Source organism: Thermosipho melanesiensis BI429 (assembly GCF_000016905.1).
In the GTDB taxonomy this organism is placed as follows: Bacteria; Thermotogota; Thermotogae; order Thermotogales; family Fervidobacteriaceae; genus Thermosipho; species Thermosipho melanesiensis.
In genome coordinates, this window is sequence record NC_009616.1 from 1,462,351 (window position 1) to 1,487,243 (window position 24,893).

30 protein-coding genes and 1 pseudogene are annotated in these 24,893 nt (G+C 31.5%); 20 read left to right on the forward strand and 11 right to left on the reverse strand.

The genetic code is table 11. The features are described from left to right. Positions 1-79: 79 nt before the first annotated feature. From TMEL_RS07580 to TMEL_RS07610, 7 genes are all read right to left on the reverse strand, one after another. On the reverse strand, positions 80-646 hold the full coding sequence (locus TMEL_RS07580) for a hypothetical protein (protein WP_012057676.1): 567 nt from the start codon (positions 644-646) through the stop codon (positions 80-82). Next, positions 639-1,469 carry a cyclic nucleotide-binding domain-containing protein gene (locus TMEL_RS07585; RefSeq protein WP_012057677.1) on the reverse strand — a complete coding sequence of 277 codons (831 nt, stop codon included), beginning with the start codon at positions 1,467-1,469 and terminating at the stop codon, positions 639-641. The genes TMEL_RS07580 and TMEL_RS07585 overlap by 8 nt, the downstream gene beginning before the upstream one ends. A gap of 63 nt (positions 1,470-1,532) precedes the next feature. Then, complete coding sequence (gene recT / locus TMEL_RS07590) at positions 1,533-2,435, reverse strand: recombination protein RecT (protein WP_012057678.1); 903 nt, start codon at positions 2,433-2,435, stop codon at positions 1,533-1,535. 11 nt (positions 2,436-2,446) lie between these two features. Beyond that, positions 2,447-3,367 carry a YqaJ viral recombinase family nuclease gene (locus TMEL_RS07595; RefSeq protein ID WP_012057679.1) on the reverse strand — a complete coding sequence of 307 codons (921 nt, stop codon included), beginning with the start codon at positions 3,365-3,367 and terminating at the stop codon, positions 2,447-2,449. Next, positions 3,364-3,636: a hypothetical protein gene (locus TMEL_RS07600; protein ID WP_041426096.1), complete on the reverse strand. Its 273-nt coding sequence runs from the start codon at positions 3,634-3,636 to the stop codon at positions 3,364-3,366. The genes TMEL_RS07595 and TMEL_RS07600 overlap by 4 nt, the downstream gene beginning before the upstream one ends. Beyond that, on the reverse strand, positions 3,594-3,962 hold the full coding sequence (locus tag TMEL_RS07605; RefSeq protein WP_180373149.1) for a hypothetical protein: 369 nt from the start codon (positions 3,960-3,962) through the stop codon (positions 3,594-3,596). The genes TMEL_RS07600 and TMEL_RS07605 overlap by 43 nt, the downstream gene beginning before the upstream one ends. Continuing rightward, positions 3,916-4,146 carry a hypothetical protein gene (locus TMEL_RS07610; RefSeq protein ID WP_041426098.1) on the reverse strand — a complete coding sequence of 77 codons (231 nt, stop codon included), beginning with the start codon at positions 4,144-4,146 and terminating at the stop codon, positions 3,916-3,918. Before TMEL_RS07610 ends, TMEL_RS07605 begins: the two co-directional genes overlap by 47 nt. A 62-nt stretch (positions 4,147-4,208) precedes the next feature. Between TMEL_RS07610 and TMEL_RS07615 the strand changes: the two genes are divergently transcribed. Then, on the forward strand, positions 4,209-4,703 hold the full coding sequence (locus tag TMEL_RS07615) for a hypothetical protein (RefSeq protein ID WP_012057682.1): 495 nt from the start codon (positions 4,209-4,211) through the stop codon (positions 4,701-4,703). 47 nt (positions 4,704-4,750) lie between these two features. Here TMEL_RS07615 and TMEL_RS07620 read toward each other — a convergent pair whose 3' ends face one another. Both TMEL_RS07620 and TMEL_RS07625 read right to left on the reverse strand, forming a co-directional pair. Further along, entirely contained in the window at positions 4,751-5,005 is a 255-nt protein-coding gene (locus TMEL_RS07620) for a hypothetical protein (RefSeq protein WP_012057683.1), read from the reverse strand. Between the two features lie 23 nt (positions 5,006-5,028). Then, positions 5,029-5,247: a helix-turn-helix transcriptional regulator gene (locus TMEL_RS07625; RefSeq protein ID WP_012057684.1), complete on the reverse strand. Its 219-nt coding sequence runs from the start codon at positions 5,245-5,247 to the stop codon at positions 5,029-5,031. Between the two features lie 257 nt (positions 5,248-5,504). Between TMEL_RS07625 and TMEL_RS07630 the strand changes: the two genes are divergently transcribed. The 8 genes from TMEL_RS07630 to TMEL_RS07665 all read left to right on the forward strand — a co-directional run bounded on the left by TMEL_RS07630 (position 5,505) and on the right by TMEL_RS07665 (position 11,817). Further along, on the forward strand, positions 5,505-6,125 hold the full coding sequence (locus TMEL_RS07630; RefSeq protein WP_012057685.1) for an XRE family transcriptional regulator: 621 nt from the start codon (positions 5,505-5,507) through the stop codon (positions 6,123-6,125). Between the two features lie 10 nt (positions 6,126-6,135). After that, positions 6,136-6,903 (forward strand): DNA-methyltransferase, encoded by a 768-nt coding sequence (locus TMEL_RS07635; RefSeq protein ID WP_012057686.1) that lies wholly within the window; start codon positions 6,136-6,138, stop codon positions 6,901-6,903. Positions 6,904-6,955: 52 nt separating this feature from the next. Continuing rightward, entirely contained in the window at positions 6,956-7,633 is a 678-nt protein-coding gene (locus TMEL_RS07640; protein ID WP_012057687.1) for a BsaWI family type II restriction enzyme, read from the forward strand. Positions 7,634-7,706: 73 nt separating this feature from the next. Beyond that, positions 7,707-8,552, forward strand: coding sequence for a hypothetical protein (locus tag TMEL_RS07645; RefSeq protein WP_012057688.1), 846 nt, complete (start codon positions 7,707-7,709; stop codon positions 8,550-8,552). A gap of 61 nt (positions 8,553-8,613) precedes the next feature. Continuing rightward, positions 8,614-9,324, forward strand: coding sequence for a hypothetical protein (locus tag TMEL_RS07650; protein WP_012057689.1), 711 nt, complete (start codon positions 8,614-8,616; stop codon positions 9,322-9,324). A gap of 2 nt (positions 9,325-9,326) precedes the next feature. Beyond that, the gene (locus TMEL_RS07655) at positions 9,327-9,842 is read left to right on the forward strand and encodes a hypothetical protein (protein WP_012057690.1); all 516 of its coding nucleotides are present in this window, start codon (positions 9,327-9,329) and stop codon (positions 9,840-9,842) included. A gap of 11 nt (positions 9,843-9,853) precedes the next feature. Beyond that, positions 9,854-10,255, forward strand: coding sequence for a hypothetical protein (locus TMEL_RS07660; protein ID WP_012057691.1), 402 nt, complete (start codon positions 9,854-9,856; stop codon positions 10,253-10,255). Between the two features lie 104 nt (positions 10,256-10,359). Beyond that, positions 10,360-11,817 carry a recombinase family protein gene (locus TMEL_RS07665; protein WP_012057692.1) on the forward strand — a complete coding sequence of 486 codons (1,458 nt, stop codon included), beginning with the start codon at positions 10,360-10,362 and terminating at the stop codon, positions 11,815-11,817. A 413-nt stretch (positions 11,818-12,230) separates the two neighbouring features. Here the strand turns inward: TMEL_RS07665 and TMEL_RS07670 are convergent, their stop codons facing one another. Together TMEL_RS07670 and TMEL_RS09955 are read right to left on the reverse strand one after the other, a co-directional pair. Then, on the reverse strand, positions 12,231-12,962 hold the full coding sequence (locus tag TMEL_RS07670; RefSeq protein WP_012057693.1) for a sulfite exporter TauE/SafE family protein: 732 nt from the start codon (positions 12,960-12,962) through the stop codon (positions 12,231-12,233). Then, a pseudogene (locus TMEL_RS09955) lies at positions 12,884-13,921 on the reverse strand (M42 family metallopeptidase). The gene TMEL_RS07670 and the pseudogene TMEL_RS09955 overlap by 79 nt, the downstream one beginning before the upstream one ends. A 127-nt stretch (positions 13,922-14,048) precedes the next feature. On the opposite strand from TMEL_RS09955, the gene TMEL_RS07680 reads away from it, so the two are divergent. Genes TMEL_RS07680 through fliD form a run of 11 tightly spaced genes read left to right on the forward strand, consistent with a single transcriptional unit; the run spans position 14,049 to position 24,886 of the window. Continuing rightward, a complete protein-coding gene (locus TMEL_RS07680; protein ID WP_012057694.1) occupies positions 14,049-14,933 on the forward strand; it encodes a PSP1 domain-containing protein in 885 nt (294 codons plus the stop codon). Next, a complete protein-coding gene (locus TMEL_RS10105) occupies positions 14,920-15,060 on the forward strand; it encodes a DUF2905 domain-containing protein (protein ID WP_012057695.1) in 141 nt (46 codons plus the stop codon). Before TMEL_RS07680 ends, TMEL_RS10105 begins: the two co-directional genes overlap by 14 nt. Positions 15,061-15,064: 4 nt before the next feature. Then, the gene (gene tsaE / locus TMEL_RS07690; protein WP_012057696.1) at positions 15,065-15,541 is read left to right on the forward strand and encodes a tRNA (adenosine(37)-N6)-threonylcarbamoyltransferase complex ATPase subunit type 1 TsaE; all 477 of its coding nucleotides are present in this window, start codon (positions 15,065-15,067) and stop codon (positions 15,539-15,541) included. Continuing rightward, positions 15,522-17,915: an endopeptidase La gene (gene lon, locus TMEL_RS07695; RefSeq protein ID WP_012057697.1), complete on the forward strand. Its 2,394-nt coding sequence runs from the start codon at positions 15,522-15,524 to the stop codon at positions 17,913-17,915. The genes tsaE and lon overlap by 20 nt, the downstream gene beginning before the upstream one ends. Beyond that, entirely contained in the window at positions 17,875-18,465 is a 591-nt protein-coding gene (gene yihA, locus TMEL_RS07700; protein ID WP_041426100.1) for a ribosome biogenesis GTP-binding protein YihA/YsxC, read from the forward strand. Before lon ends, yihA begins: the two co-directional genes overlap by 41 nt. Beyond that, the gene (gene argS / locus TMEL_RS07705; protein ID WP_012057699.1) at positions 18,462-20,093 is read left to right on the forward strand and encodes an arginine--tRNA ligase; all 1,632 of its coding nucleotides are present in this window, start codon (positions 18,462-18,464) and stop codon (positions 20,091-20,093) included. The genes yihA and argS overlap by 4 nt, the downstream gene beginning before the upstream one ends. A gap of 11 nt (positions 20,094-20,104) precedes the next feature. After that, entirely contained in the window at positions 20,105-21,502 is a 1,398-nt protein-coding gene (locus TMEL_RS07710; RefSeq protein WP_012057700.1) for a sensor histidine kinase, read from the forward strand. Next, positions 21,503-22,360 carry an HDOD domain-containing protein gene (locus tag TMEL_RS07715; RefSeq protein ID WP_012057701.1) on the forward strand — a complete coding sequence of 286 codons (858 nt, stop codon included), beginning with the start codon at positions 21,503-21,505 and terminating at the stop codon, positions 22,358-22,360. Beyond that, positions 22,350-22,727 carry a 30S ribosome-binding factor RbfA gene (gene rbfA, locus TMEL_RS07720; protein ID WP_012057702.1) on the forward strand — a complete coding sequence of 126 codons (378 nt, stop codon included), beginning with the start codon at positions 22,350-22,352 and terminating at the stop codon, positions 22,725-22,727. The genes TMEL_RS07715 and rbfA overlap by 11 nt, the downstream gene beginning before the upstream one ends. A 30-nt stretch (positions 22,728-22,757) precedes the next feature. Beyond that, entirely contained in the window at positions 22,758-23,099 is a 342-nt protein-coding gene (locus tag TMEL_RS07725; RefSeq protein WP_012057703.1) for a flagellar protein FlaG, read from the forward strand. Between the two features lie 11 nt (positions 23,100-23,110). After that, the gene (gene fliD / locus TMEL_RS07730; RefSeq protein WP_012057704.1) at positions 23,111-24,886 is read left to right on the forward strand and encodes a flagellar filament capping protein FliD; all 1,776 of its coding nucleotides are present in this window, start codon (positions 23,111-23,113) and stop codon (positions 24,884-24,886) included. Positions 24,887-24,893 lie beyond the last annotated feature (7 nt).

The window sequence follows — 24,893 nt, forward strand, 5'->3', positions numbered from 1 at the left end:
TCCACAAAATTGACTTTGGTGTAGGCATAATTCCAATATTTTGATTTATTCTGTTCAACTATGATTATTAGTCGCATAATTATGCCCCCTTCGTTAAGGCCTTCTTTTTATTTGGGGTAAGTACTGGTTTTGCGGCTGGAGCAAGTGTTCCAACAAGCACGGAAACAAGCTGTTGTAATTGTGGACTTTGTATTGTTTCCGCTGTTTTTTCTCTTTGCTTTAAACTGTCATATATTCTCATAAAATGTGCTCTTATTACCCCTTTTTCGTTCTCTGTCATATCGCATAGCGTTTGCCAGCCTATAGCGTTTTTGGCTGCTTCTAGTTTCCAATCCTCATAATGAGGTTCGTTATAGTATCCTTTTGCATGGATATCAGAATATACAAGAGCCCAAGCTTCTTCAGCTGAAAGTTCAGCCTGATGGTTGTATTCCACAGCCTTTTCTCTAATTTCAGAGATAGTTGGTGCAAATTTCTGGGTCTTAACTATAATTTCTATGGCATACCTAAATTGTGCATCAGTTAAATCAGAAAGCATTTTGTACCATTGTTCGCTTAGAAATTTATCTGTTGTTATTCTTTCAAGTTTTTCATATACGCTTGCAAGTAATGCTATACCAGCAGCAAAAGTCTTCTTACTAAGCACTTTCTTCACCTTCTTCCAGGAATTGTTTTAGTCCTGTAAGTTTACTGGCAAATCCTGTAGGAGTTTTTTTCTTCTTTTTGGAACGTTTGCCAAATACCCCTTTCAGCAAAGGTTCAACAACATACTCAAAGCCCTGCTCTTTCATTACATCGGCTTTTGTTTTTGCAAGCGTTACTATTGCATTTTTAATCTGTGCTGGGTAGCATTCACGTAGAACTTCTGTTACTAGCGGAAGCCATTTAGGATCGAAAGGGCCTATTAGTGTACGCCATGTATCTACTATGCCTTTTTTCCGTTCGTCTAGTTTGAGATACCATTTTGGTGGTTCGTTCGCGACAGGTGTCGCAGAATTCCCGTTAGGGAATTCTATATTACTTTCTTTATTTACTATATTCTTGTTTTCTTGTATTAATATATTATTATTTATATTATTACTACTGTTTCCACTACGGTTTTCACTTCGATTTTCACTTCGGTTTTCACTACTGTTTCTACTTCGATAATCGAAGTGATTAATATTTTCACTACTGTTTTCACTACGACTATCGAAGTAAAGTTGTGGAAACCAGAAAGCTGAATGTTTTCCTTTCCTTTCATATGTAATTAGTCCTCTACTTTTTAAATCACTTATAGCTCGCCCCAAGGTTTCTGGTGAAAACCCCAGGACTCGCCCCAGGTACTCCCAGGAGATCACGATTGGACCCTTCCAGAAGCTTCTGTTTGCTTCATATATAAGCCTGAAATATAAAATAATTGCGCTTTTGTTTAAACGGGCCCTCTCATGCTCCCCCCAAAGAGTCCCCAGTAATTTGTAGATATCCATTATTATCACCTCTTTTATAAATAATCCCCACCCCAAGAAGGGGCAGGGAAAGAAGGGAGGTATTTATTCTTTTACAAAAGGATTTAGAATTTCCTTTTGTTTAGGTTTATCTACTTTTCCATTTTCTGATTCTTCTGTTTCTACCTTTTTTTCTTCTTTCTCATTTGCTGGGATTTCTTTTGCTTCTACGTCGATTATTTCCCAATCGGTTTCGTCTGGTGCTTCATCCATATGTTCTGATAATTCAATCTTTGTAGTTTCATCAGTTGAAAGTTTCCTTTGGAGTTCAACACTGAGAGGCATATATTTAAGCAACTGCTTAATGACTGTCTTTTTTGCCATTGCATCATAATCAGTTATCCATGGACCTTCGTTTGGTGTTTTTGAACGTTTTCGTATCTTCTCAATGTCATCAACGCTCATAACCATAAAAGAATATCCACCGTCTTTTAAGTGGGCAACTGCATAATATGCTATTACTTTTCCTCTACCATTTAAGGATGGCTTATGGTACAATTTAGGATGAAGTCCATACTCAAATTCAAATTCATCATTTTCGCAAACTTCGTGTGCATCGATATTTAGTGCTTGTTCTGAACGATAAAATAGATCAATGATTCCTTTATATCCAAGTTGGAACTGAGCTAGCGTTTTACCAAGTTTTCTGTTGTAATAAGGAATAATATAAGCTTGCCCAAGATGTGAGCCAGGCTCTAAACCTAATTGAGCGGCAGTCATCATTGCAGCCATGAAAGACATTGGGTCACAGTCCAACAATTTCGGGTTTTTCCTAACTTCTGTTAGAATTATCCTTGTGAATCTTTCAACGTTTAAATGTTTTGGAAGAGCTCTTTTTATCTGTGGTTCCATTTTCTTTATTAAGTCGGCTAAAGTATTTCCTTTTGCTGGGGGCTTTGTGCCTCCCTTTTTCTGAAGTTGCGCTTTTATCTCGTTCACTTTAGCCATATTTCCCCCTCCTATTCTTCTTTAATTGTGAATCTTCTATATGTAGAAGTTTTCAAAAATTGTTTATAAAGATCTGGATACTCTTTCTTAAATGTTCTGCTATCAAACCTATTTGAAGTTATGTTTTTCCATATGACTTTGTATTTTCCAACTACAGCCATTTCATGTTCACCAATAGCTTCTTTAAGCTTGTTTTCTTTTTCAGCTTTTAATTCTTCAAGTTGTTTTATTTGTGCATTCAAGGATTGAATTTCATCAATGAGATTTTCATATGCAGGAAGTTCAATGTAGGATCCTTCTTCTGCCTTAGGATAAAGATATTCCAGAATCTCATTAGCATCTTTGCTGCCATCAAGTTCAGGAGGTGTTCGATTTTCAACCATTTTCCAGAATTTCCTTTCTCCCTCGATTATCATGTTTATAAGTTCGTCATCTCTTTCAAGCTCCTTCCAAATAAATTTGTTGCCTCCTATCAAAACCGCAATGTATGCTTTATCGTATCCCGTGACTGCTAAATAGTGTTGAAGTTGAATTATGTATTCCTGAGGTATTTCATCGTCTTTCCATTCGTCTTTGTTCCAGGCGGATGTGGTTTTGCATTCCAGAATCGCATTTTCTCCGACAACCTTCCTATCTATATTTGCTATCATCCATTCATGTTTTGAATGAATCAATATAGCATTGACTCTTTTAACCTTCTTTCCAGTTCTTTTCTCAAATTCTTTTGCGACAATATCTTCGAGGATATTTCCCCAATATGCTGCTTCTGTATCCACATCACTTTTTATTTCTCCGATTTTTTCAAGATAAAGCCTTAGAGGAGATTTCCATCTTGATAATCCTAATGCTGGTGCAGCATCTGAGCCTCCTATGCCTTTTCTGCGTAACTCTTTCCATTCTTCATAACTCATTTTTGTCGTTGAAATTCTCATGCTTTCACCTCTTCCTTTTTGTTTTCAAAAATATAATTCGTGAAAGCCTCTGCTAAAAGTTTTGTTGCCATATATTTTTCTAGAAATGAAAAACTTTCTTTCAATTCTTGAAAATTCTCTATGAATTGTGATATACTATCTTTTGGGTTTTGTTGAAAGGTTTTATTCCATGTTTCAAAGAAAATTCTTTTGATAGGTTCCCTTTCTTCTTGGGGAACCTTTTTTATTACTTCGTCGATTTCCGATAAGAATTTTGCGTAACTTTCCATGTTCCCCACCTCCTGTGTACTTCAAAGTTAAAAAGTGGTGCATAAAATGCTCTTTTTGGCATTCCATATCTTCCCTGGACATCATATTGTTTCCAAAGATTGTTGGATTCTCTATTGATTTCAAACATGTGAATGAGTTTTAATAATATCTTTTCCAGAATCTCATCTTGAGTCTTGTCAATTTCTTCGATTTTTTTAAGGATATATTCGAGTTTTTCGCGATCCTTTGTAGAAGGATCATCCAACCAACGCTTAATGGTTTCTTTAAGATCATCTTCCTCACTCTCCCAATTGTGATGAATTCCCAGAAGTTCCTTCGCTTCCAATGAGGATGCTATCGTTTCTGTGTTTTCTAGAATTTGCTTCGTTATTTTCTTGTGCTCCACTATCACCTGTTTTTTCAACATAGGGCATTCCCCCTTTCAAAACTTTCCATTTGCCTCTTTCATATAAATCTGCCAGTATTTCGGCTAGAAGTTGTTCTTTGTTCATTGCCTGAAAGTTTTTCATATTTTCACCTACCTTTGATATAATTTTTTTGTAGTGCTGATGGGCTTAATAGGGGGGATAGAATGATATTAATTGAAATTGATTTACATTCAATTGAAAAAATAACGGTGTCTGATAATAATTCAGTATTTTTTGTTGCACTCAATAATTATTTGAAACTTGCTGATTTCCCAGAAAATTTCAATGATTATGGTAATAAGTTAAATTTTCATTTAGGCATTATTACTCGAGATGATGATAGCTATATCGAGTATTGTAAAAAAACTGGAGAAGGCTTTTATAATTTTCTTAAGTATCTTAAAAGCAAATATTATAAAATTTCTGCAAGTAACACCCTTAATAATATTTATTCTCCAATTGTGGTTGGAGCATTTGAAGAAATCAAGAATTGTATAAAAGAAAAATTTGATCCGAAATATGTTTTTGGAAAGTACGAAATTCTGGAACTGGGAGAATTTGAAAAATATGTTCATGCTGAGAGCAATTTAATAATTCCTCTTTTTTCTCGTAGCGAAGAACTAAACTCATCAGCTGGAAGTTTAAACATGGATATTTGATCATAATTTTCTAAGCCCATCAGCACCTATTTAAGTATTTCTAATTATCAAAGATTTATAGTGGCAAAGAAACTGTCAATAGTTGATTTGATCTTTTGTTTTACTTCTTCTTCGTTGTTAACTGTTATTAATAAACCAAGAGTTTCATCAGATTTAGATTTGTACAAAATTATCGAAGAATTTTTTAGTATCGTTGTTCTGATATCATTGAGAAGATCTTCTACTCGGTTAAAAAATCCTTTGGTATGTTCATTTGTATATACCGGTACTTTAAATTCACCGTCAGCATAGTATACTTTCATGGCATTACCTCCTTTTTAATTTTTTATTCACTAGGAGATTGAGAACTCTTCCCCTCCACCCACGCCTCGAAAACGTCCTCTACGCTTACGCCCAGCGCTTTGGCAAGTCTTATCGCTACGTCCAAAGATGGTTTTGCTTGTCCTATTTCATAAGCACTAATTGTCCTCTGAGTCACTCCAATAAGCTTTGCAAGTTGTTGCTGGGTAAGCATCTTCTTTTCACGCAATTCTCTTAATGTCATACTTTCACCTCCGATTTGTTGCCGAGAAAAATATTCACTTTTCAAAGACCAGAATTTTCAATTCTTATATTATAGAATTTTTATTTCTATTCATAGAATAGCACATTCAATTTAGAAATGTCAATACTATAATAGTTAAAATTAAGTAAAATTATATTTTCGTTTAGGTAACGATAGAGAAGTTGATGGTTATAAGTTCTAATTTTAATTCTATGGGTTACAATTAACTTAGAAATCTAAATGCTAAGGATGATAATGTGAATATTGGTGAAAAAATTAAGTTTTTAAGATTACAAAAAGGATTAACGCAGGAACAATTAGGAAATATAATAAATGTTGGGCAACGAACTATATCCGCTTATGAAAGTGGAAAAGCTACTCCTTCGGTAGAGGTATTAAAATCTCTTGCTGACTACTTTGATGTAGCGGTTGACTACTTCCTTTCCGATAAACCTGGACAAACCGAGGTTGAGTTTGTGGATATTAAGTTCAAGAAAGTACCACTTTATTCTGCTCCTGTTTCAGCTGGTAATGGCGCTTTTCCTAACGATATATACGTGTTGGGTGAAATCAATGCTATAAATCATGATGTTGACTTCGCTGTTAAAGTTGTAGGGAATAGCATGGAGCCAATTGCTCCAGATGGCTCTGTTTTGTTTGTCAAGAAACAAAATTATGCTTTTAACGGAGATATGATTGTGTGTACTTATGATGGCTGGATCTATGTTAAATGGTATGTAAAACAGAATGATAAAATTTTGCTTCTTTCAGAAAATCCTACTTATACTCCTATTGTTGTTGAGCCAAAAGATAGGTTTATAATACACGGTGTAGTGCAGGAGGTTATGCTGCAAAAGCCTAAAAAAGTTGTTAAATAAGGAGGTTATTATGAGAAATTGGGAAGCAATACAAGGAATTAAGTTGATAAATGAGGATTTTCTCAAAACACGTATTCCTGAAAATAGTATTGATTTAATAGTAACTTCACCACCATATAACGTTGGAATACCGTACAACTCCCACAATGACAAAATTACTTATAAAGATTATCTTATTTGGACTGAGAAGTGGTTAACAAAAGCTTTCCAATTATCAAAACCAGATGGTAGAATGTGTCTTAATATTCCTTTAGATAAAAATAAAGGTGGCCAGCAAAGTGTTTATGCTGATATTGTATATTTAGCTAAAAAAATTGGCTGGAAGTATCATTCTACGATAATTTGGAATGAAGGTAATATTTCTAGAAGAACAGCTTGGGGTAGTTGGCTTTCTGCTTCCGCCCCATATGTGATTGCTCCTGTTGAAACAATAGTAATTTTATATAAGGAAACTTGGAAAAAACAAAAAAGAGGAAAATCTGATATTTTAAGAGAGGAATTTATTGAATGGACTAATGGGCTCTGGACTTTTTCTGGCGAGAGCAAAAAGAAAATTGGACATCCTGCTCCCTTTCCTTTTGAATTGCCGAAACGGTGTATTAAACTTTTTAGTTACGTTGGAGATGTTATATTGGATCCTTTTTTAGGGAGTGGTACTACTGCGATTGCTGCCTTTAGGCTAAAAAGAAAGGTTATTGGTGTTGAAATAGACAAAAAATATTTTGAATTAGCTATTAAAAGAATTTCAAAACAATGTTTTAGATTAGAAGGTTTTTGATTTTTTAACAAACTAATTTTATTTACATTGATTCTGATAAAGGAGGAGCATTATGGAATCAAATGATGTTTCTAAGTTTCTAGAAATTCAAAAAAAAGCATATGTTAAAAAGAAAATTAGTGAATATATTTCAAAAGGATTCGATGAAAAAACTGCTAGTAATAAAGCAAGTCAATCCTGGAGATCTTATGTTGGTAAGATGCTTGAAAAAATCATTTTTGAAAGTCTGAAAGAACCTTTGGAAAAACAAGGATTAAAGTTAGTGACTGACAACGACTTAATTAGAAACAGGAACTTAACTAAAGAACTTGAATTAGTAAAAAGATTAATATCTATAGATTATGGTGAATACTTATTCTTGCCTGATGCTGATATTATCGTTTATAAGGTCACAAAAAAGAAAGCGATAGATGAGTTAGACGAAAACGATATAAAAATTTTAGCAATAATTTCTGTAAAAAATTCATTTAGAGAAAGAGGGTTTGAAACAGCATATTGGAAAAAGAAGCTGAGTGAATCTATAATTACCTCACATATTAAAGTGTTTATGGCTACTCCAGACCCAGATAATGAAATTTCTTATATAGCTCCAAATCACAAGCCAAAAAAGATGAGAGTAATATTAGAGTATGAATTAGATGGAATTTATCTATTAAAAAATGAATTTGATGAAACGAAAAAAACAAAACATTTCGATGAAATAGCAAATGATATTTTATCGATAAAATAATGAGTGATATTTTAAGCATTTTACATTTTTAGCCAATAAATAAAAACGATATTTTGAATAGGGGGCGTCATAAATGAGTAAAGTAGTGTTTTTTGTGCTAGTTGTTTTTATTATAATGGGATTTTTCCTATTATCTAGTTGTGACGTTTTAAACTCATTTTTTAGAAAAGATGTTGGAGCAAATAATATTTTAACTAATGTAGAAGAGAAACAGTCTGCTGTTTCCAACGAAAATATAGAAGCTGAAAAACAACTTGATATTTCCAAGGAAGCTACCTCTATTATTCCATTTACTGCTCATATGTATGGTATAAAAGACTTTGATGCTCCAGCATCTTTTTTATCTACTATTGAAAAAGCCTCGAAGTTTGCTTTTTCAAGTAAGATAAAAGGTATAAAAGAAAACGACTATATTCATTTGTTTATAACGCCAAACTCAACTGATGTAATTTATTTCAAATTGGATGATCTAGACATATATTATAATGGGCAAGTTTTTATAATTCCTTATCAATGGCGTGATTGGATCAAAGAAACATATACTAGGGTAGTGGGTAGCATTCAATTTCTAGGTGAAAACACCACATTTACTTCTGCGCTTCTAAGTTTTAGCGGAGGTACTTCATATGTTCCTTTATGTTACATTCTCAAAATCCGCAACCAAAATGGTGATTATTACAAATTAATAGTAACTACAAATTACAAAGGGCCAACCTCATATGAAGCTATATATGAGCTTTATAATCAACTCTTTAATAATTTTGATTCTACTGAACAACTAGGATTTGTTGTGGTTTATGGAGTGTTTTCAGATGATAAATATGTTGATGATTTTGCATTGGGAATATTATATACAGGTCTTAATGAGACAATTCCGAATCAAAATACTTATTTTATACCAATTACTGGATTGAAATAATTAACTAATACAACAAAACAAAAGGAGAAATGAAAGTTTTTTAACAAAAGGAGGTATATTTATGGAATTTTTTAAACTTTTAAATTTATCTTTTGGAATAAAAGCTGATTTCTCAAAAATTTATGAGAAATTAGCAATTGACAAAAAAACACCCATATCAGATTTATCATTGGACGTTCTAGGGATGCACGAAAAACATGTATTATTTGTAAAAAAGGGTCAGGAAAATGAGATAGTTTATGTTTTATTTAATCAACCTAATATGAATAACAATTTTTCTTTACAAAGATATGCTTTGACATACAATGAGCGACCCAATACTCCAGAAGAAACTAATTTGGACGAGTTAAAGCAAAAGATTAGTAATGTTCTAACAAAAATTTCTGTTTTGATGCAGAGAGAAAGTCTCAAGTTTATTTCTTATCCCTTTTTTCATATAGAACTCGTGTATTTTGATAATGAAAAGGATTATGCAAAACTTCTAACAAAGAAAGTTTTCCCGATAGATCATTTAGAAAATTCAAATTTAATGAAATCTACTTTAGGATTTACCCTAACCAAAAAAATACCAAACTCTGATGAAAGTAATTATGTGCTTGAAATACTAGTGGAACATTGGCTTCAGAATAAAAAATTCTTATTTATTAGTGGAACTGCTCAATGGAATATAATTGAATATCAGTATAAGAATTTGGATTTTTTTAAATTATGGCTTGATGAAATTTATAATTCTGCTTATAGAACAATAATTAAACTTGAGGAGGTTAAATAACAATGTTTCTGAATGAAAGAATGGGGAATACTATCATAAATGAGAACAATTTAATTCCCAGAGTTGATGCAGATACAATTAAAAAGTTTGTTAAAAACCCTATTAGCAAAGCAAATTCCGCTTTTAAATATGATATAATAACTAATAATAATCCTTTTATTTTAATGGATATGGTGGAGGAGACGATTATGAATAATATTATTAATAACCCATTAAAAGCTAAACAGTTACAAAGTATTTCAAAAGAGAAAGCCATTGAATATATAAAAGATAAAATTAGAAATCTTGGATACAAAGAAATGTATGTGAGTTTTGAGGAAACGATCGGAAAGTTATATGTATATTTATATTTAAAAAATGGATCAGTAGAGAATTATAAAGAATTGATAGATGAGTATAAATCATTGATGAAATTAGAAAGAGAAGTGGCAGAAAGATATCCTTTAATAAATTGTGAAATATTATCACTCTCAGATGAGGAGTTTATTGGTAAAAATATGATACACTTTGAGTTTTAGGGGTGATTTTAATGTCTCAGCATAGAAAGCAAATTTCTCAATATCAAAAAGATCAATATATGGAAAAGCAAAAATCTTATGAGAGGTTAACCAGTTACATCAAGAAACATGAAGAATATTCTGAAGATAATGAATGGGGGAGCCACGAAATTCTTTCTTTGTTTCATGAAGTCGTTTTAGCAGCAAAAATTTTTCTTGCGAATAAATATAAAATAAGGATTAATAGTCATAGTGAAATAGAAGAAAAATTGTCCGGATTCAATAAAGATTTGGGGGCAATTTATAAGAATTTAAAGGATATAGCAAGAGAGTTTAGGTATGAAAAAGTATTACCAGATAAAATGAAAAAAGAATTATTTGTTTATTCATATAAAGATTTTTTTCAAAAGTTGGAAAATAACAGTCAAGTATAGATTTTTGAACAGAAGAAGGATTAGAAATATTATTTTTTAGTACTACATTTCTAAGTATTTTTATTTTACCTTTATTATGTTATTTTGTGTAAAGGAGAGAAATTGTGAAACGCGCTGCGGCATATGCAAGATATTCGTCTGATAGACAAAGCGATACTTCTATTGAAGCCCAGCTTGAGAAAATTAGAAAATACTGTGAAGAAAAAGGGTATGTAGTTGTAAAAGAATATATAGACAGAGCACAATCTGCTGCGACTGATAAACGTATTGCATTTCAGCAGATGTTTAAAGATGCTGAAAATCATGAATTTGATGTTGTGGTTGTGTATAAGCTTGACAGGTTTGCAAGAAACTTGTATGACTCCGTTGTATATACTAAAAAACTGGAAGAGCTTAATATTGCTCTTGAAAGCACAACAGAGCCCATCACCCAGGACATCGCAGGAAAATTCTTTCGTAATATCATGGGGGCTATAAATGAACTTTATATAGAGAATTTAAAGCAAGAAATTCGAGACAAAGCAATTGTAGTTGCTAAAAAAGGCTATTTTATGGGTGGAGTCCCTCCTTTCGGCTTTAAGCTTGTAGAAGAAACTGATGAGTATGGTAAGAAACGCAAAAGATACGAAATAGATGAGAATGAAGCACCGTATGTTCGTGAGATATTTCAATTAGCAAGTCAGGGTGTAACTTTAAGACAAATAGCAGATAAACTTAATCAAAAAGGTTTAAAAACACGTCGTGGTAACAAATGGACTGTTAGAGCTTTATACGAGATGATTTTAAATGAGAAATATGCCGGGATATATACATACCAAAAAGGCACAAAGCATAATTATCATGCCAATCGCGAAGATGTTATTAGAATTCCTGGAGTAATTCCCGCAATAGTTGATGAAGAAACATACTGGAACGCAAGGAATAAACTTGGAATTGGCAGTAAGAGAGTCAAAAGACATCATTATTTATTGAACGGTATTCTATATTGCGCTGTATGTGGAAACCCAATGAATGGTGGTGCTCAAAGCGGAGATTATCCCAGATATATGTGCTCATATGCTAAACGTTTTAAAGAAAAAGGACATGTAAGTATTGGTAAAAAGAAAATAGAAGATTATGTTTTAACTCATATAAAACATACCTTTTTTACCAATGTTGATTTTGAAAAACTTGCCAAACAATTGAACAAAGAGCTAAACAAAACAAACAAAACTAAGGAAAAACAAATCCAGAAATTAAAAGCTGAACTTGCTGAAATAAATTTAAAATTACAGAGAGCAACACAAGCTATTTTAGCTGGAGTTGAACTTGACACTTTAAAAGATGAAATTGAGAAATTGAAACAACAAAAAATTGAAAAAGAATTTAAACTTGAAAAAGTAGTAAATGAAGAAACGCCATCCCTTATAACTCCTGAAGGATTGCAACTTCTTTGGAATGAACTACAAAAACTGCTTGAAACAGAAAAAGAACTTGTTATCAAGAAGTTAATTGAGCGAATAACCGTTTATCCAGACGGTTTCATAGACATAAAATACCGAAACGTAATATCATATATTTAGCTATTTAGTTCGATTCCGTCCCTCGCCACCAGTTTTCTTTAAATTGTTCTTTGCGAATTAATAATCCTCTTGATAAGAAGATTCTTTTGTTGGAATTTATTTCTTTCTCCACTTTCTACTGGCTTTTATATCTCTTTTAGATGTATGTTTCTTTAATAAGTAACTTTTTATTTAATACAATAATTAGATATTCATGTTTTACCAAAGTTACTTAGAGGTTAAAAGGAAAGGGATAACTTGCATTTTGTTTTAATTATAAATTTCGGACAAAATAACTGTCTCTCAACCATTTATACTTGTATCACATAATGATACGTTTTTATGAGTAATTCTAGGTAAATGGGTTGCGTTTTATATATAAAACATGAAAGATAGTGATATAATTTTGTTAGGAAAAGATTTTTTGGTTTTGGTTAATAAATTAGATATTTTGTAGCAGAGATAATTATCATTATGAATACAACTATTCTGACAAATTTTGCTCCACTTTTTAAGGTTGCTTTGGTTCCAATTTTAGCGCCTACCATTGTTCCTGTTGCAAGTATAATCCCTTTTAAAATATCTACTTTTCCATTTGTTAAAAATATTATAAAAGAAAAGGAAGTATAACAAAGCACTATGAATACTTTTAGTGCATTTGTCTTTATTATATCATTTCCTTCAACAAACACTAAACTTGCTATTAGAAAAAATCCAACGCCTGCTTGTATGAATCCTCCGTAGAATCCTACAATAAAGAACACAAAAAAGCTTATTAAATAATTTTTCTTTACTTTTTTACCTTCTTCCCAAACCTTTGGTTTATATAGTATAAAAAAACTCATAAATAAAAAGATTATACCAACAATTTTTTCAAGTATATCTTTGTTTATGTTTAAAACTGTAAAAGTTCCAAAAATTGCTCCGATAGTTGCAGGTATTGCCAAAAAAATTGCTTCTTTTGCTTTAAATACCTTGTTTTTGTGAAAATTTATTGAGCTAACAACATTTTGTAATAATATTCCCACCCTATTTGTTCCATTGGCAACTGATAAATCAAGTCCCATTAAAGAAAGTATTGGTAGTGTTAGCATTGAGCCTCCACCGGCAAGTACATTAACAAATCCAGCACCAATACCTGATACAAAAAGTAAAAGATAAAACATTCTTTTACCTCCTCAATGATAGCAATAACAAGATTTATTAAATGTTCAAGATCTTTTTTATGTAACATTTCAACAGTTGAATGTAGATATTTTACAGCAATGCTTAAAGCAACGAATGGAATACCATGTTCAACAAAAATACTTCCATCAGTGCCACCGCCCGTTGAGGCAACTTGAATTGGGATATTGTGTTTTTCTACCACTTTTATTATTTTCCTTGCATGATAAAAAGAGTTTATCCCAGAATTATCAACAAATCTTATGATTGGGCCTTTTCCAGGTTTAATGTGTTTGTTTTGATTAGAGCAGCAAGCAAATGAATCAATAGCTATAGCTAATTCGAAATTTTTAAAGTTGTTTGCAATTGCCTTTGCACCTTTCAATCCTATTTCTTCCTGGACTGTCCATGCAAAAGTAGCAAATTTTGTAGCTTTATAAGCTTCTTCTAGAACAAAACAACCAAATCTGTCGTCTAAAGAACGGCAAGAAATGTAGTTTTTTAGTACTAAAAAATTTTTTGAAAATACCGCATAGTCCATTATATTAATTCCATACCTTAAAACTTGTTCTTTTGTTTCTAATCCTATATCAGCATACAATTCCAATTTCACATTATCGTTTTTTAAATGTGGCGGAATAGAACTGATAATGCCATTTACTACACCTTGTTTGGTAATAATATCTAAATGGCGACTTTGTATTATTTCATCAGTTATTCCTTCAATTTTTTTTTAAAAAAGTTTTCCATCGTCAGTTATACTTGAAATTAAAAATCCAATTTCGTCTATATGTGCTAAAAAGATTATTTTAGAATCAGGATTAATAATTAGATTTCCTATCTTGTCTATATGATAGTTTTTTGGTTTTAAATGATTAAGTATGTTATCTCTTATCAATTCTTCTCTTGATGATATTCCTGGGAGTAGACAAAGTTCCTTTAATCTCTCTATTTTTGGCATTTTCTTTCTCCTCCTTTTTGTTATTAATTATATAATATTTTGTTCGTAATACAAAATATTAAGAATAGAATTTTCCATTTAATAATTCGTGGTATAATTAATGAAGAGTGAAAAAGGAGGATGAAACATGGGATTAATTGCTGAAGTATACGGAGTGGAGTTAATACCCATTGGTCCGATAATTTATTACACTGACAATGGGGAAGATATAAAGGTTGGGGATAAAGTAGTTGTAATGAGTGAGTTTGGATTAGATCATGGGATTGTGAGAATAGGTAAGCGTCAAATGAGTATTGATGAGATTGGTTATGATTTAAAACCTATTTTCAGAAAGGCGACGAATGAGGATTTAGAGAAAATTAAGCAGAATAAAGAAATAGAAAACAAGGCAATTGAGACGACAAAACAGCTGGTAAAAAAACATGGATTAAACATGAAAATTCTTGATGCAAGATTAATGTTAGATGACTCAAGATTGGTTATTTATTTTAGTTCTAAGAATAGGGTGGATTTTAGAGAACTTGTAAAAGATATAGCAAAGGAGTTTAAAACGAGAATTGAATTAAGACAAGTTGGTGCAAGGGATGAAATGAAGTTTATTAAAGGACTAGGATTATGTGGTAAAAAGTCTTGTTGTTCATATTGGCTTAGAAGTTTTGATAGTATAACTTTGAAACATGCAAAACGTCAACAAATGATGATTAATACAGCTAAAATAACAGGTCCTTGTGGTAGATTACTTTGTTGTTTAAAGTTCGAATATGATTTTTATATTGATGCATTAAGAAATATACCTGATGAAGGAAGTACGATTCTTTATGAAGGAAAGGAAGCGAAAGTGATTACAGTTAATGTATTTTTATCAAGGGTGACGATATATACAAAAGATGGAGAAACTATTGCTTTACCATTTGAGTATTTTAGGAGTGGTAAGGATGTGGAAAGGATTGATAATAACGGGGATAATTTTGGTAGTGATGGGGATTTTGTGGATGATTATGGAAAAGATTAAAATCTTTCCATTACCTGGTGATATTTTTATAAAAAAAGAAAATTTAGTTATCTATATACCTATAACTACTATGATTTTAATTAGTTTAGTTTTAACTTTGTTAATAAATTTAATTTTCAAAAGGTGATAGAGTGAGAGTAGAAGATATTTCATTGGAAGAATTAAAGACTTTAGCAAATATAATTGCTAAATATGTAAAGAGTTATGATTTAAATTTCATTTATCTCAATGGTGATCTTGGTACAGGTAAGACTACTTTTACAAAATATTTTTGTGAGAATTTTAGTGTAGAACCTTCACAAATAAGTAGTCCTACGTTTTCTATAGTAAATGTTTACAATGGAGTTAGGACAATTTATCACGTGGATCTTTATAGAATAGGTGATATTGATGAGGTTTTTTATGTTTTAGAGGAGAACTTTGAAGACAAAGAAGGTATATTCATAATTGAATGGAGTGATTTGTTCAAAGAATATTTCACAGAGAAGGGAATTAAAATTAATTTTTATCATAAAGATGAGTTTTTAAGAGATATTGACGTGATAACTGACTTGAGAAGTTTAGAAGAAGATTTAAGGAGGTGGGATTGTGAGCGAGAAAAAGTTTGAAAAACTTGAAAAAAAAGTAGCTAAGTTAAATGAAGAAGAAATAGAAATTCCGGAGGTATTGCCTGCTATTGCAATGAGAAGCAATGTTGTAGTTTATCCAAATACAGTAGTGCCTTTTTATGTAGGACGTGAAAAATCTTTATATGCTTTAGAAGATTCTATGGAAAATTACAATCAGTTGTTGTTTGTTGTTAATCAAAAAGATCCAAAGATAGAAGCTCCAAAAGAATTTGATTTGTTTAAGGTTGGAACGGTTGTAAAGATAATGCAAATTGGAAAGCTTCCTGATGGCACTTTTAAAGTGCTTGTAGAGGGTATTTCTAGGGCTCAATGGACAAAGTCTGTTGAAGGTAAGTATTTTAAGTTTCAGTTGAAACTTTTGAAAAGTAGATATAGAAAGACCAAAAGGTTATTAGCTCTGATGAGAGTGGTACGTGATGAGATGCAAAAGTATATACAATATTCTAGAAAATTACCTACGGAAGCTTTAATGTTTTTGGAAGATATGGAAGATCCAGATGTTTTTGCGGATTTGGCTGCGTCAATTTGCCCTGGAACACTGGAAGAAAAGCAACAGTTACTCGAGATTTTACATCCTGCTGAACGCTTGGAAAAGATTTTAAAACTTATTTCAAAGGAAACTGAACTTCTTGAAATAGAACATCAACTGGATCAAAAAGTAAAGCAAAGGATAGAAAAGTCCCAGAAAGAATATTTTCTTAGAGAAAAATTGAGGGTTATTAGAGAGGAATTAGGTGGAGAAGAAGATGCAGAGATAAAGGAATTGGAAGAAAAAATAGAAAATGGTGATCTTCCAAAATATGTTAAAGAAAAGGCTCGTTTTGAGCTAAGAAGACTTGAAAAGATGTCTCCTTATTCACCGGAAGCCAATGTGATTAGAAATTATTTGGACTGGATTTTAAATTTGCCGTGGAATGTAAAAACCGAAGAAATAAATGATTTAAGTGTAGCAAGAAAAGTTTTGGAAAAACACCACTTTGGTTTAGAAGAACCAAAACAAAGAATTTTAGAGTTTTTGGCTACAAGGAGTGTTTCAAAAACAATGAAAGCTCCTATAATTTGTTTTGTGGGACCTCCAGGAGTTGGTAAAACTTCATTGGGTCGTTCTATTGCAGAAGCTTTGGGAAGAAAGTTCTTAAGGATGTCACTTGGAGGTTTAAGAGATGAAGCGGAAATTAGAGGCCATAGGAGAACGTATGTAGGGGCTTTGCCTGGACGAATAATTCAGTTGATTAGGAAAGCTGGGGTTAAAAATCCTGTTCTTTTATTAGATGAAATTGATAAAATGGGAATTAGTTTTCAAGGAGATCCAGCTTCTGCACTACTTGAAGTGCTTGATCCTGAACAAAATAAAGATTTTGTTGATCTTTATTTGGAATTACCATTTGATTTGTCTCAGGTATTGTTTATTACAACTGCCAATACATTATACAATATTCCTGAACCTTTAAAGGATAGAATGGAAATTATAGAAATTCCAAGTTATACAAATTTAGAGAAATTTCACATTGCAAAGGATTATATTATTCCGAGAATTTTTGATGAACTGAATTTTGAGAAAAAAAAGATAATATTTAGAAGTGATTCTATAAAGAAGATAATTTCAGAGTATACCTTAGAGCCTGGGGTAAGGGAACTTGAAAGAAAGATTAGAAGTATTGTAAGAAAATCTATTTTAGAAATTTCAGAAGGGAAAGAAAAGGTTATTGTTACTCCAAAAAAAGTAAAAGAGTATATAGGACCACCTAGAATAAAAGATGAAAATCAATTGGATGCTCCGACAATTGGTGTTTCAACAGGTCTTGCGTGGGCTGCCTATGGGGGAACTACTTTATTCATTGAAAGTACGTTTTTCCCAGGAAAAGGCAGATTAATTTTAACGGGAAAACTGGGAGATGTGATGAAAGAATCTGCTCAAATATCTTTCAGTTTGACCAAAAAGATTTGTGGAGAAGAATATAGCGAATTTTTTGAAAGAAATGATCTCCATATACACGTTCCAGAAGGAGCTGTTCCAAAAGATGGCCCAAGTGCAGGTATTACAATTGTGACAAGTTTGGTGTCATCTGTGAAAAAGATTCCCGTGGATAATAATATTGCCATGAGTGGTGAAATAACTCTTAGGGGTAGAGTATTACCTGTGGGAGGTATAAAGGAAAAAGTTTTGGCAGCTTATAGAAAGGGGATTAAAAAAATAATTCTACCATATTTAAACAGATATGATATAGAAAAAATACCTGATGAAGTTAGAAAAAACATAGAGTTCGTATTTGTAAATGATATATATGAAGTTTTAAAGGAGGCATTGGTTTGTGAAGATAAAGAATGTGGAATTAGTAAAAACAATTTATAGCAAAAAAGATAAATTTCCCGTCCCTTTAAATGGAGAATTTGTTTTTGTAGGTAGATCGAACGTTGGTAAATCTACTTTATTAAATACTTTAACCGGAACAAACATTGCAAAGATAAGTAAAAAACCCGGGAAAACTGCTTCCGTTAATTTTTACAAAATAAACAACTTGTTTTACTTTGTTGATTTACCAGGATATGGTTTTGCAAAAGTTTCAGAAAAGGAAAGGATAAGATGGAAACAGATAATAGAGATGTATTTTGAAAGTAGATTCTGGAATATAAAAATAGTTTTTCTTTTGATAGATGGAAGACACGAATTACAAAAAAATGATGAGCAGATGATTAATTGGCTTAAAGATTTGGATTTGCAATTTTCCATTATATTAACAAAAATTGATAAGTTAAAAATGTCTGAAAAATCAAAGATGATTAGTTATTATAAAAGACTTTTTGGGGAAAATTATATTATAATACCATATTCTGCTATTACAAAAGAAGGTGTAAATGAAATATTAAATCTTGTAGAGGTTCTTGGAGGTGCAAAGAATTGATAAGAGAATTAATTGATGAGAGGTTAAGAAGTATTCTTGCAGAGGAAGGATTTAATTATAACTATAACATAGAAATCCCCGATGAAAAATTTGGTGATTACTCGACGAATGTAGCATTAATTGGAGCAAAGTATTTTAAAAAGCCTCCACGAGAGGTTGCTAAGTTATTTCAGGAAAAGCTACAAAGTGATCCTCTTTTTTCAGAAGTTTCCATAGCAGGACCGGGATTTATTAATTTTAGGATTTCCAAATCTGTATATGTAAGTATTTTAGGGAAAATGATAAAGAAAAAAGAAAATTATTGGAAACTACCACAGAAAAGTATAAAAATTCAGTTGGAATATGGTAGTGCAAATCCAACAGGTCCATTTACTGTTGGTCACGGTAGACAATTAGTAATTGGAGATGTTCTTGGGAATGTTTTGAGATTTTTGGGATATGAAGTTGATAAGGAGATGTACTTGAATGATGCAGGAAGACAAATTAGATTGTTGGCGAAATCTTTGTGGGTAAGATATAATGAGCTGTTTGGAAAAAAATATGATTTGCCTGAAGATGGTTACAAAGGAAGTTATTTGATCGATATAGCCAAAAAACTTGTTAAGGAAATAGAAGATAAGTATGTTGATGTGTGGAATGAAAATGTAGAGAAATTTTTTATGCAACAGGCTGTGGCTAATATATTAAGTGATATGGAACAAACTCTTAGTATGATAGATTGTAAGTTTAATAATAAAATTAGAGAAAGCTTTGTTATTCAGTTAGGTTATGTGGATAAGGTGTTGAAAATTTTGAAAGAAAAAGATTTGGTTTATGAAAAAGATCAGGCGCTTTGGTTTAAGGTTTCAGAATTTATAGGTGAAAATGACAAAGTGTTAATCAGAAGAGATGGTACCTATACGTATTTTTTGACTGATATTGCTTATCATTTGTACAAGTTTGAGAGGAAATATGATAAAGTTTATGATATTTTTGGTAGTGATCATCATGGGCATATTCCGAGAATGAAAGCTGCGATGAGTGCTTTGGATATAGATGAAGAATTTTTAAATTTTATCCTTCACCAATTTGTTACTTTGAAAAAAAGTAATGAAATAGTAAAGATGAGTACTCGAGCCGGTAACTTTATAACATTAGAAGAGCTTGTTAAGGAGGTTGGAAAGGATCCCACAAGATATTTTTTTGTTATGAATGATATAAATACTCATTTAGTCTTTGATTTAGATCTTGCAAAGTCAAAATCTAATGAAAATCCTGTGTATTATGTACAATATGCTTATGCAAGGATTAAAAGTATATTTGAAAAGGCAGGAGAGAAAGGAATAAAGGGAGATTTTCTTGAAAATATTGATCTTTTGGAAAATGATGAAGAAATGGGTATAATAAAGTTGTTGGATGAATTTGTTAACTCTTTAAAACAAGTGGAGGAAAAATTATCTCCTCACTTTTTAACGAATTATATATATGCCCTTTCTGAGAAATTTCATAGTTATTATGCGAAATATAAAATTGTTGACGAAGAAAATATTTCTGTTAGTTTAGCAAGATTGGGATTATTGAGTGTTGTAAAGGAAATTTATAAAATAGTATTTAAGCTATTGGGGATAGAGGCTCCTGAAAGGATGTAGAAGGTGATATTTTGAACGTAGATACGTTATTTTCGAGTTTTTTACATGAGATTAGTAAGTCTAAAACAGAGAAAGAGGTTTACAAATCGCTTTTAAAATCGCTAAAAGCAATGCTAAAATACGATAGTGCTATTGTTATGAAAAATGACGAGGTTGTTTTTTTTGATCCGGAAAAGTTTGATGTGTCGGATTATATTGATTTTATGGAGTGGATTAAACAAAGATTGCTTCCTGCGTTTTTTTCTGATGAAGAGGGTTATGTTGGAATAATTCCCATAGTTAAGCAGGGAAAGATGCTTGGGAGTATAGTTGTTAAAACTCAAAAGGAGCCTAACAATGAACTTATGGTGTTATTACAGGTGTTTGCGTTTTTAACGGGAATTACATTGGAAAACTTGATTTTGATTGAAAAGATAAAGAATTCAGAGCAATTTATGTTCGAAGTTTTAAATTCTATTAATGAAGGTATTTTCGTTTTAAACAAAGATGGAGAGATTGAATTCACTAATAAATTTGGAAAAAGGATTTTGGAAAAAGAAGATTTGGAAGATTATTTCAACTTTTTCATATCAGATGAAAATAATATTTTTACAAAAGAATTTGGGGGGAATTATTTTACTATAGTAAAAACTAAGTTTGATTTTTTGGGTGATGAGAAATATATAATTGTTTTTAACAATGTTACTTACGAAATGGAGTTAGAAAAGTTAAAACAACTTGATAAGATAAAGACAGAATTTGTTGCGAATATTTCTCACGAGCTTAGAACGCCTTTATCGGCTGTGAAAGCTTATACTGAAACCCTTTTAAATATGGAAATCGACCCTGAAAGTCAAAAAGAATTTCTTTCAATAATATATGAACAAAGTGAAAGATTAGAATCCCTTCTCAATGATTTATTGGATTTTACTTTAATAGACTCTGGAAGTATGGAGTTGGAATATAGTAAATTTAACATTTGCAATGTGGTAGATGATGTGTTAAAGAAGCTATTATCTTTTGCTCAAAAACAAGATGTAAAGTTAGAAAAAGAGTGTGAAGATGTTGAAATTTCTGCGGATAAAAGAAGAATTTTTCAAGTTATTTATAATTTGGTGGATAATGCCATAAAATTTAATGATAGGGAGAAACCTGAAAGATTTGTAAAAATTTTGGTAAAGAAGTTAGAAGATATTCTTATTATTGAAGTTGAGGACAATGGAATAGGTATTCCTAAAAGTGAACAAGAAAAAATTTTTGAAAAATTTTATAAAATTGATAGAAGTTTAACTTATGAAGTACCTGGAACGGGGATGGGTTTAGCTATAGTTAAGGAGATTGTAAGATTACACGGTGGAAATATAGAGGTTGAATCTGAAGAGAAAAAAGGTTCAATATTTAGAGTGAACATTCCTATAAGGAGTGAGTAGGTGTTAATAGAATATGTAAAAGAAATTGAAGAAATTCCAACACCAGATTTTCAGGTACGAAGAATAATAGATATTGCATCAAATCCAGATTCTTCAATAAAGGATCTGGAAAAGGCTATTTCAATAGATGCTTCTTTATCTTTAAAAGTTTTAAAGCTTGTTAATTCAGCTTATTACGGTCTTCCAAGAAAAATTACTAAAATTAGTGAAGCAGTTATGATTTTAGGTTTTAAGACCGTTAGAAATTTAGCTCTTTCGATATTCACTTATTCTTCTTTAAATAAGGGTTCATCTAATATAAATAAAAAGAAATTATGGAAACATTTTATGTCAACTGCAATAATTTCTGAAACCGTTTCAAAAATTATAGGTTATCCTGAGCAAGAAGAGGCTTTTATGGCTGGTTTATTACATGATGTGGGAAAAATAGTTTTGGATATAGCATTTCCAAGGTATATTAATAAAATTGTTGAAAAATCAATGAAAGAGAACATATGTTTTTATGAAATAGAAAAAAGTTTAGGTGTGGAGACACATAATCACTTGGGTGCGTTTTTAATAGAGGAATGGAAATTACCAGAACTTTTTCAGGTTGTTTCTATGTATCATGATGAACCTGAAGCTAATGAAAATGATGCTTTTAATATTATTTTGTATATCGTGCATTTGTCAAATTATTTTTCTAACCTTTTGTACAAAGGTTATTCATGTTCATATTGCGAACCATTACTTTCTCTTAAAAGTTTTGAGATACTTGGAATAAAGCCATCAAATTTAACAGATATTTTTATTAAAATAAAGGATGCGTTAAGCAGAGCGAAAGATTTGTTAGAAGGGGGAGAAGATAATGAATCCTGAATATAGGAATAAAAAGATAGAAAATAAAATAAGAGGATTGATTTCTGAAGGGCTTCAAAAAATAAAGGTCCCAGAAATTGATGCGTTAAAGAGTTATATTGTTATTTCAAGGGTTTTGGTATCAAAAGATAAAAGATTTGCGGATGTTTTTGTAAGTTATATAGGAGATGCTGATAGTAGAAAAAGGGCAGTAGAGCTTCTTGAAAAATACAAGGGTTTTTTTAGAAAATATATAGCCCAAAATTTGCGGATATATACTACTCCTGAACTCAGGTTTAAGGAAGATATAGGTATAGAAGAAAGTATAAGAATAAATAAACTTTTAGATGAAATTTCTAAAAATAATAAAAATATTTCCGATAAATAATATGGACACCTTTTCTTAGGAGGGATAACCATGGATGGGGTGAAAGGAATAAATTCATCTGGATTGGAACGCCTGGAAAATAATGTTCGAAATATAGAGATTTCAGAAAAGAATGAAATATCAAGAAGAAAAGATGAAACCATAGATCCAAAATCAATTGCCGAAGAATTTAAAGAGAATTTGGAGAAATTAAAGAAGATCTTCAAAGGAGAGGCAGAATTTAAAATTGACAAGGATACAGGAATGATAGTTATAAAGATAAAGGATAAGGAAAGTGGAGAAATAATAAGGCAAATTCCCCCGGAAGTTGCTTTGAGACTTGCAAAGAATATAGAGGAGTTGATTGGTGTAATTTTTGATGAAAGAGCTTAGGAGGGGAAACTATGGATTATAGTTCAATTGCAAACAATATAAATTATAGGTATACATCTAATGCACCGATGTTTCAATTTGGTGGTTTAAGCTCTGGTTTAGACACCGCTTCAATTATAGATAAAATTATGGAAGTTGAATCGCAACCATTAAATAGGCTTAATGAAAAATTTAAGACTTTAGATTATCAACAACAAGCATACAATAGGGTTTCAGAGCATTTGAGAGATTTTATGGATTATTTAACAGATTTTAAATTACAATCGAATCTTGTTCCAAAGAGTGCTGCTGTTTCTGATAGTACAATTGTAAGTGCTACAGCGTCAGCTACAATCTTAGATGGTACTTATTCTGTAAATATAGATAAGCTAGCGTCAAGAAGTATTTTCAATGGCGGAAAAGTGGGAGTAGATATAACCGCTACTGATACTTATGCAAATCTTGATCACAAATATACCCCTCAAGATTCAACAGTTGTACTAACGGTTAATGGTACCGATGTAAATATTGATATTATAGCAACAGATACTATAAATGATATTGTAACCAAGATTTCTAACGCGTTTACAAGTGCAGGTTCTAGTGCTACTGTTACTTTTGATGACACGGAAAATAAACTAATTATACAATCTTCAGATGTTTTTTCTTTTACGCAAACAAGTGGGAATTTTTTAAATGTTTTTAGGCTTGACGATGCAAATTTGGTAAATAATTCTGGGACATATACTCTCCAAAGTACGGGAGATATTGGAACTTATTCTACTTCCAAAACACTTGCGGATTTAGGTGTAACTGGAAGCGGAAGTTTTACAATTAATAACACCTCTGTTACATATGCTGACACAGATACTCTTTCCGATTTAATTTCTAGAATAAATAGTACAGTAAATGGTGTGACAGCAAGCTATGATGAATATAACAATAAAATAATTATTAGTGCAGATGATATGGGCGACGTCTTGATCAATATTTCAGGAGCACCATCTGGTCTTGGTTTAGATACTGGTACTTTCATCTTAGGTGAGGTAGGCCATGCAACGTTAACAACTGATTCAGGGCTTGTTTATAATTTGTATTCTGATAATAATGTATTTTCTTACAATGGACTTGAGTTTACTGCATATAATACTGGAAACGTTACTATAAGTGTAAATACCGATACGGATAGTATTGTTGAAAAAGTAAAAGAATTTGTTGATAAATGGAATGAAACAATGGATTTTTTGTATACCAAATTAACGGAAGATAAAGTTACTAACAAAGATGAAAGTGAAATGTCTGATGATGAAAAAATACAAGGATATTTAAAGAATGACCAATATTTGAGGAAAATCTTTGATAAGATGAGGAGTTATTTGTATAACTCGTATGGTGAACATTATTTATGGGAACTTGGAATTTCTTCTGGAGATAGTGGTTCTGGTTTTGAAAATACAATGAAAGGACATATTGAATTAGATGAAGATAAATTACGTGATTATATTTCAAAAAATGGTGTAGATTCTGTTTGGGAGTTTTTTGGTACATCTGAAACAGGATTTGCAGAGCAAGTTAAGGATTATTTATATGAACTTACGAAATTTAATGGAGAGATTGACCAAGTTGCAGGTATTAGTGGAAGGATTGAAAGGGAAAAAAGGGTCCTTGCAAAGCAAATGGCTAATTGGATTGAAATATTGCAGAAAAAAGAACAGGATTTGTGGAAAAAATTTTCGGCGATGGAAGAAGCGTTGGCAAGGTTGAATGCACAGGGTATGTATATAGCACAAGCACTTTCTAAAAAATAACCTGGCA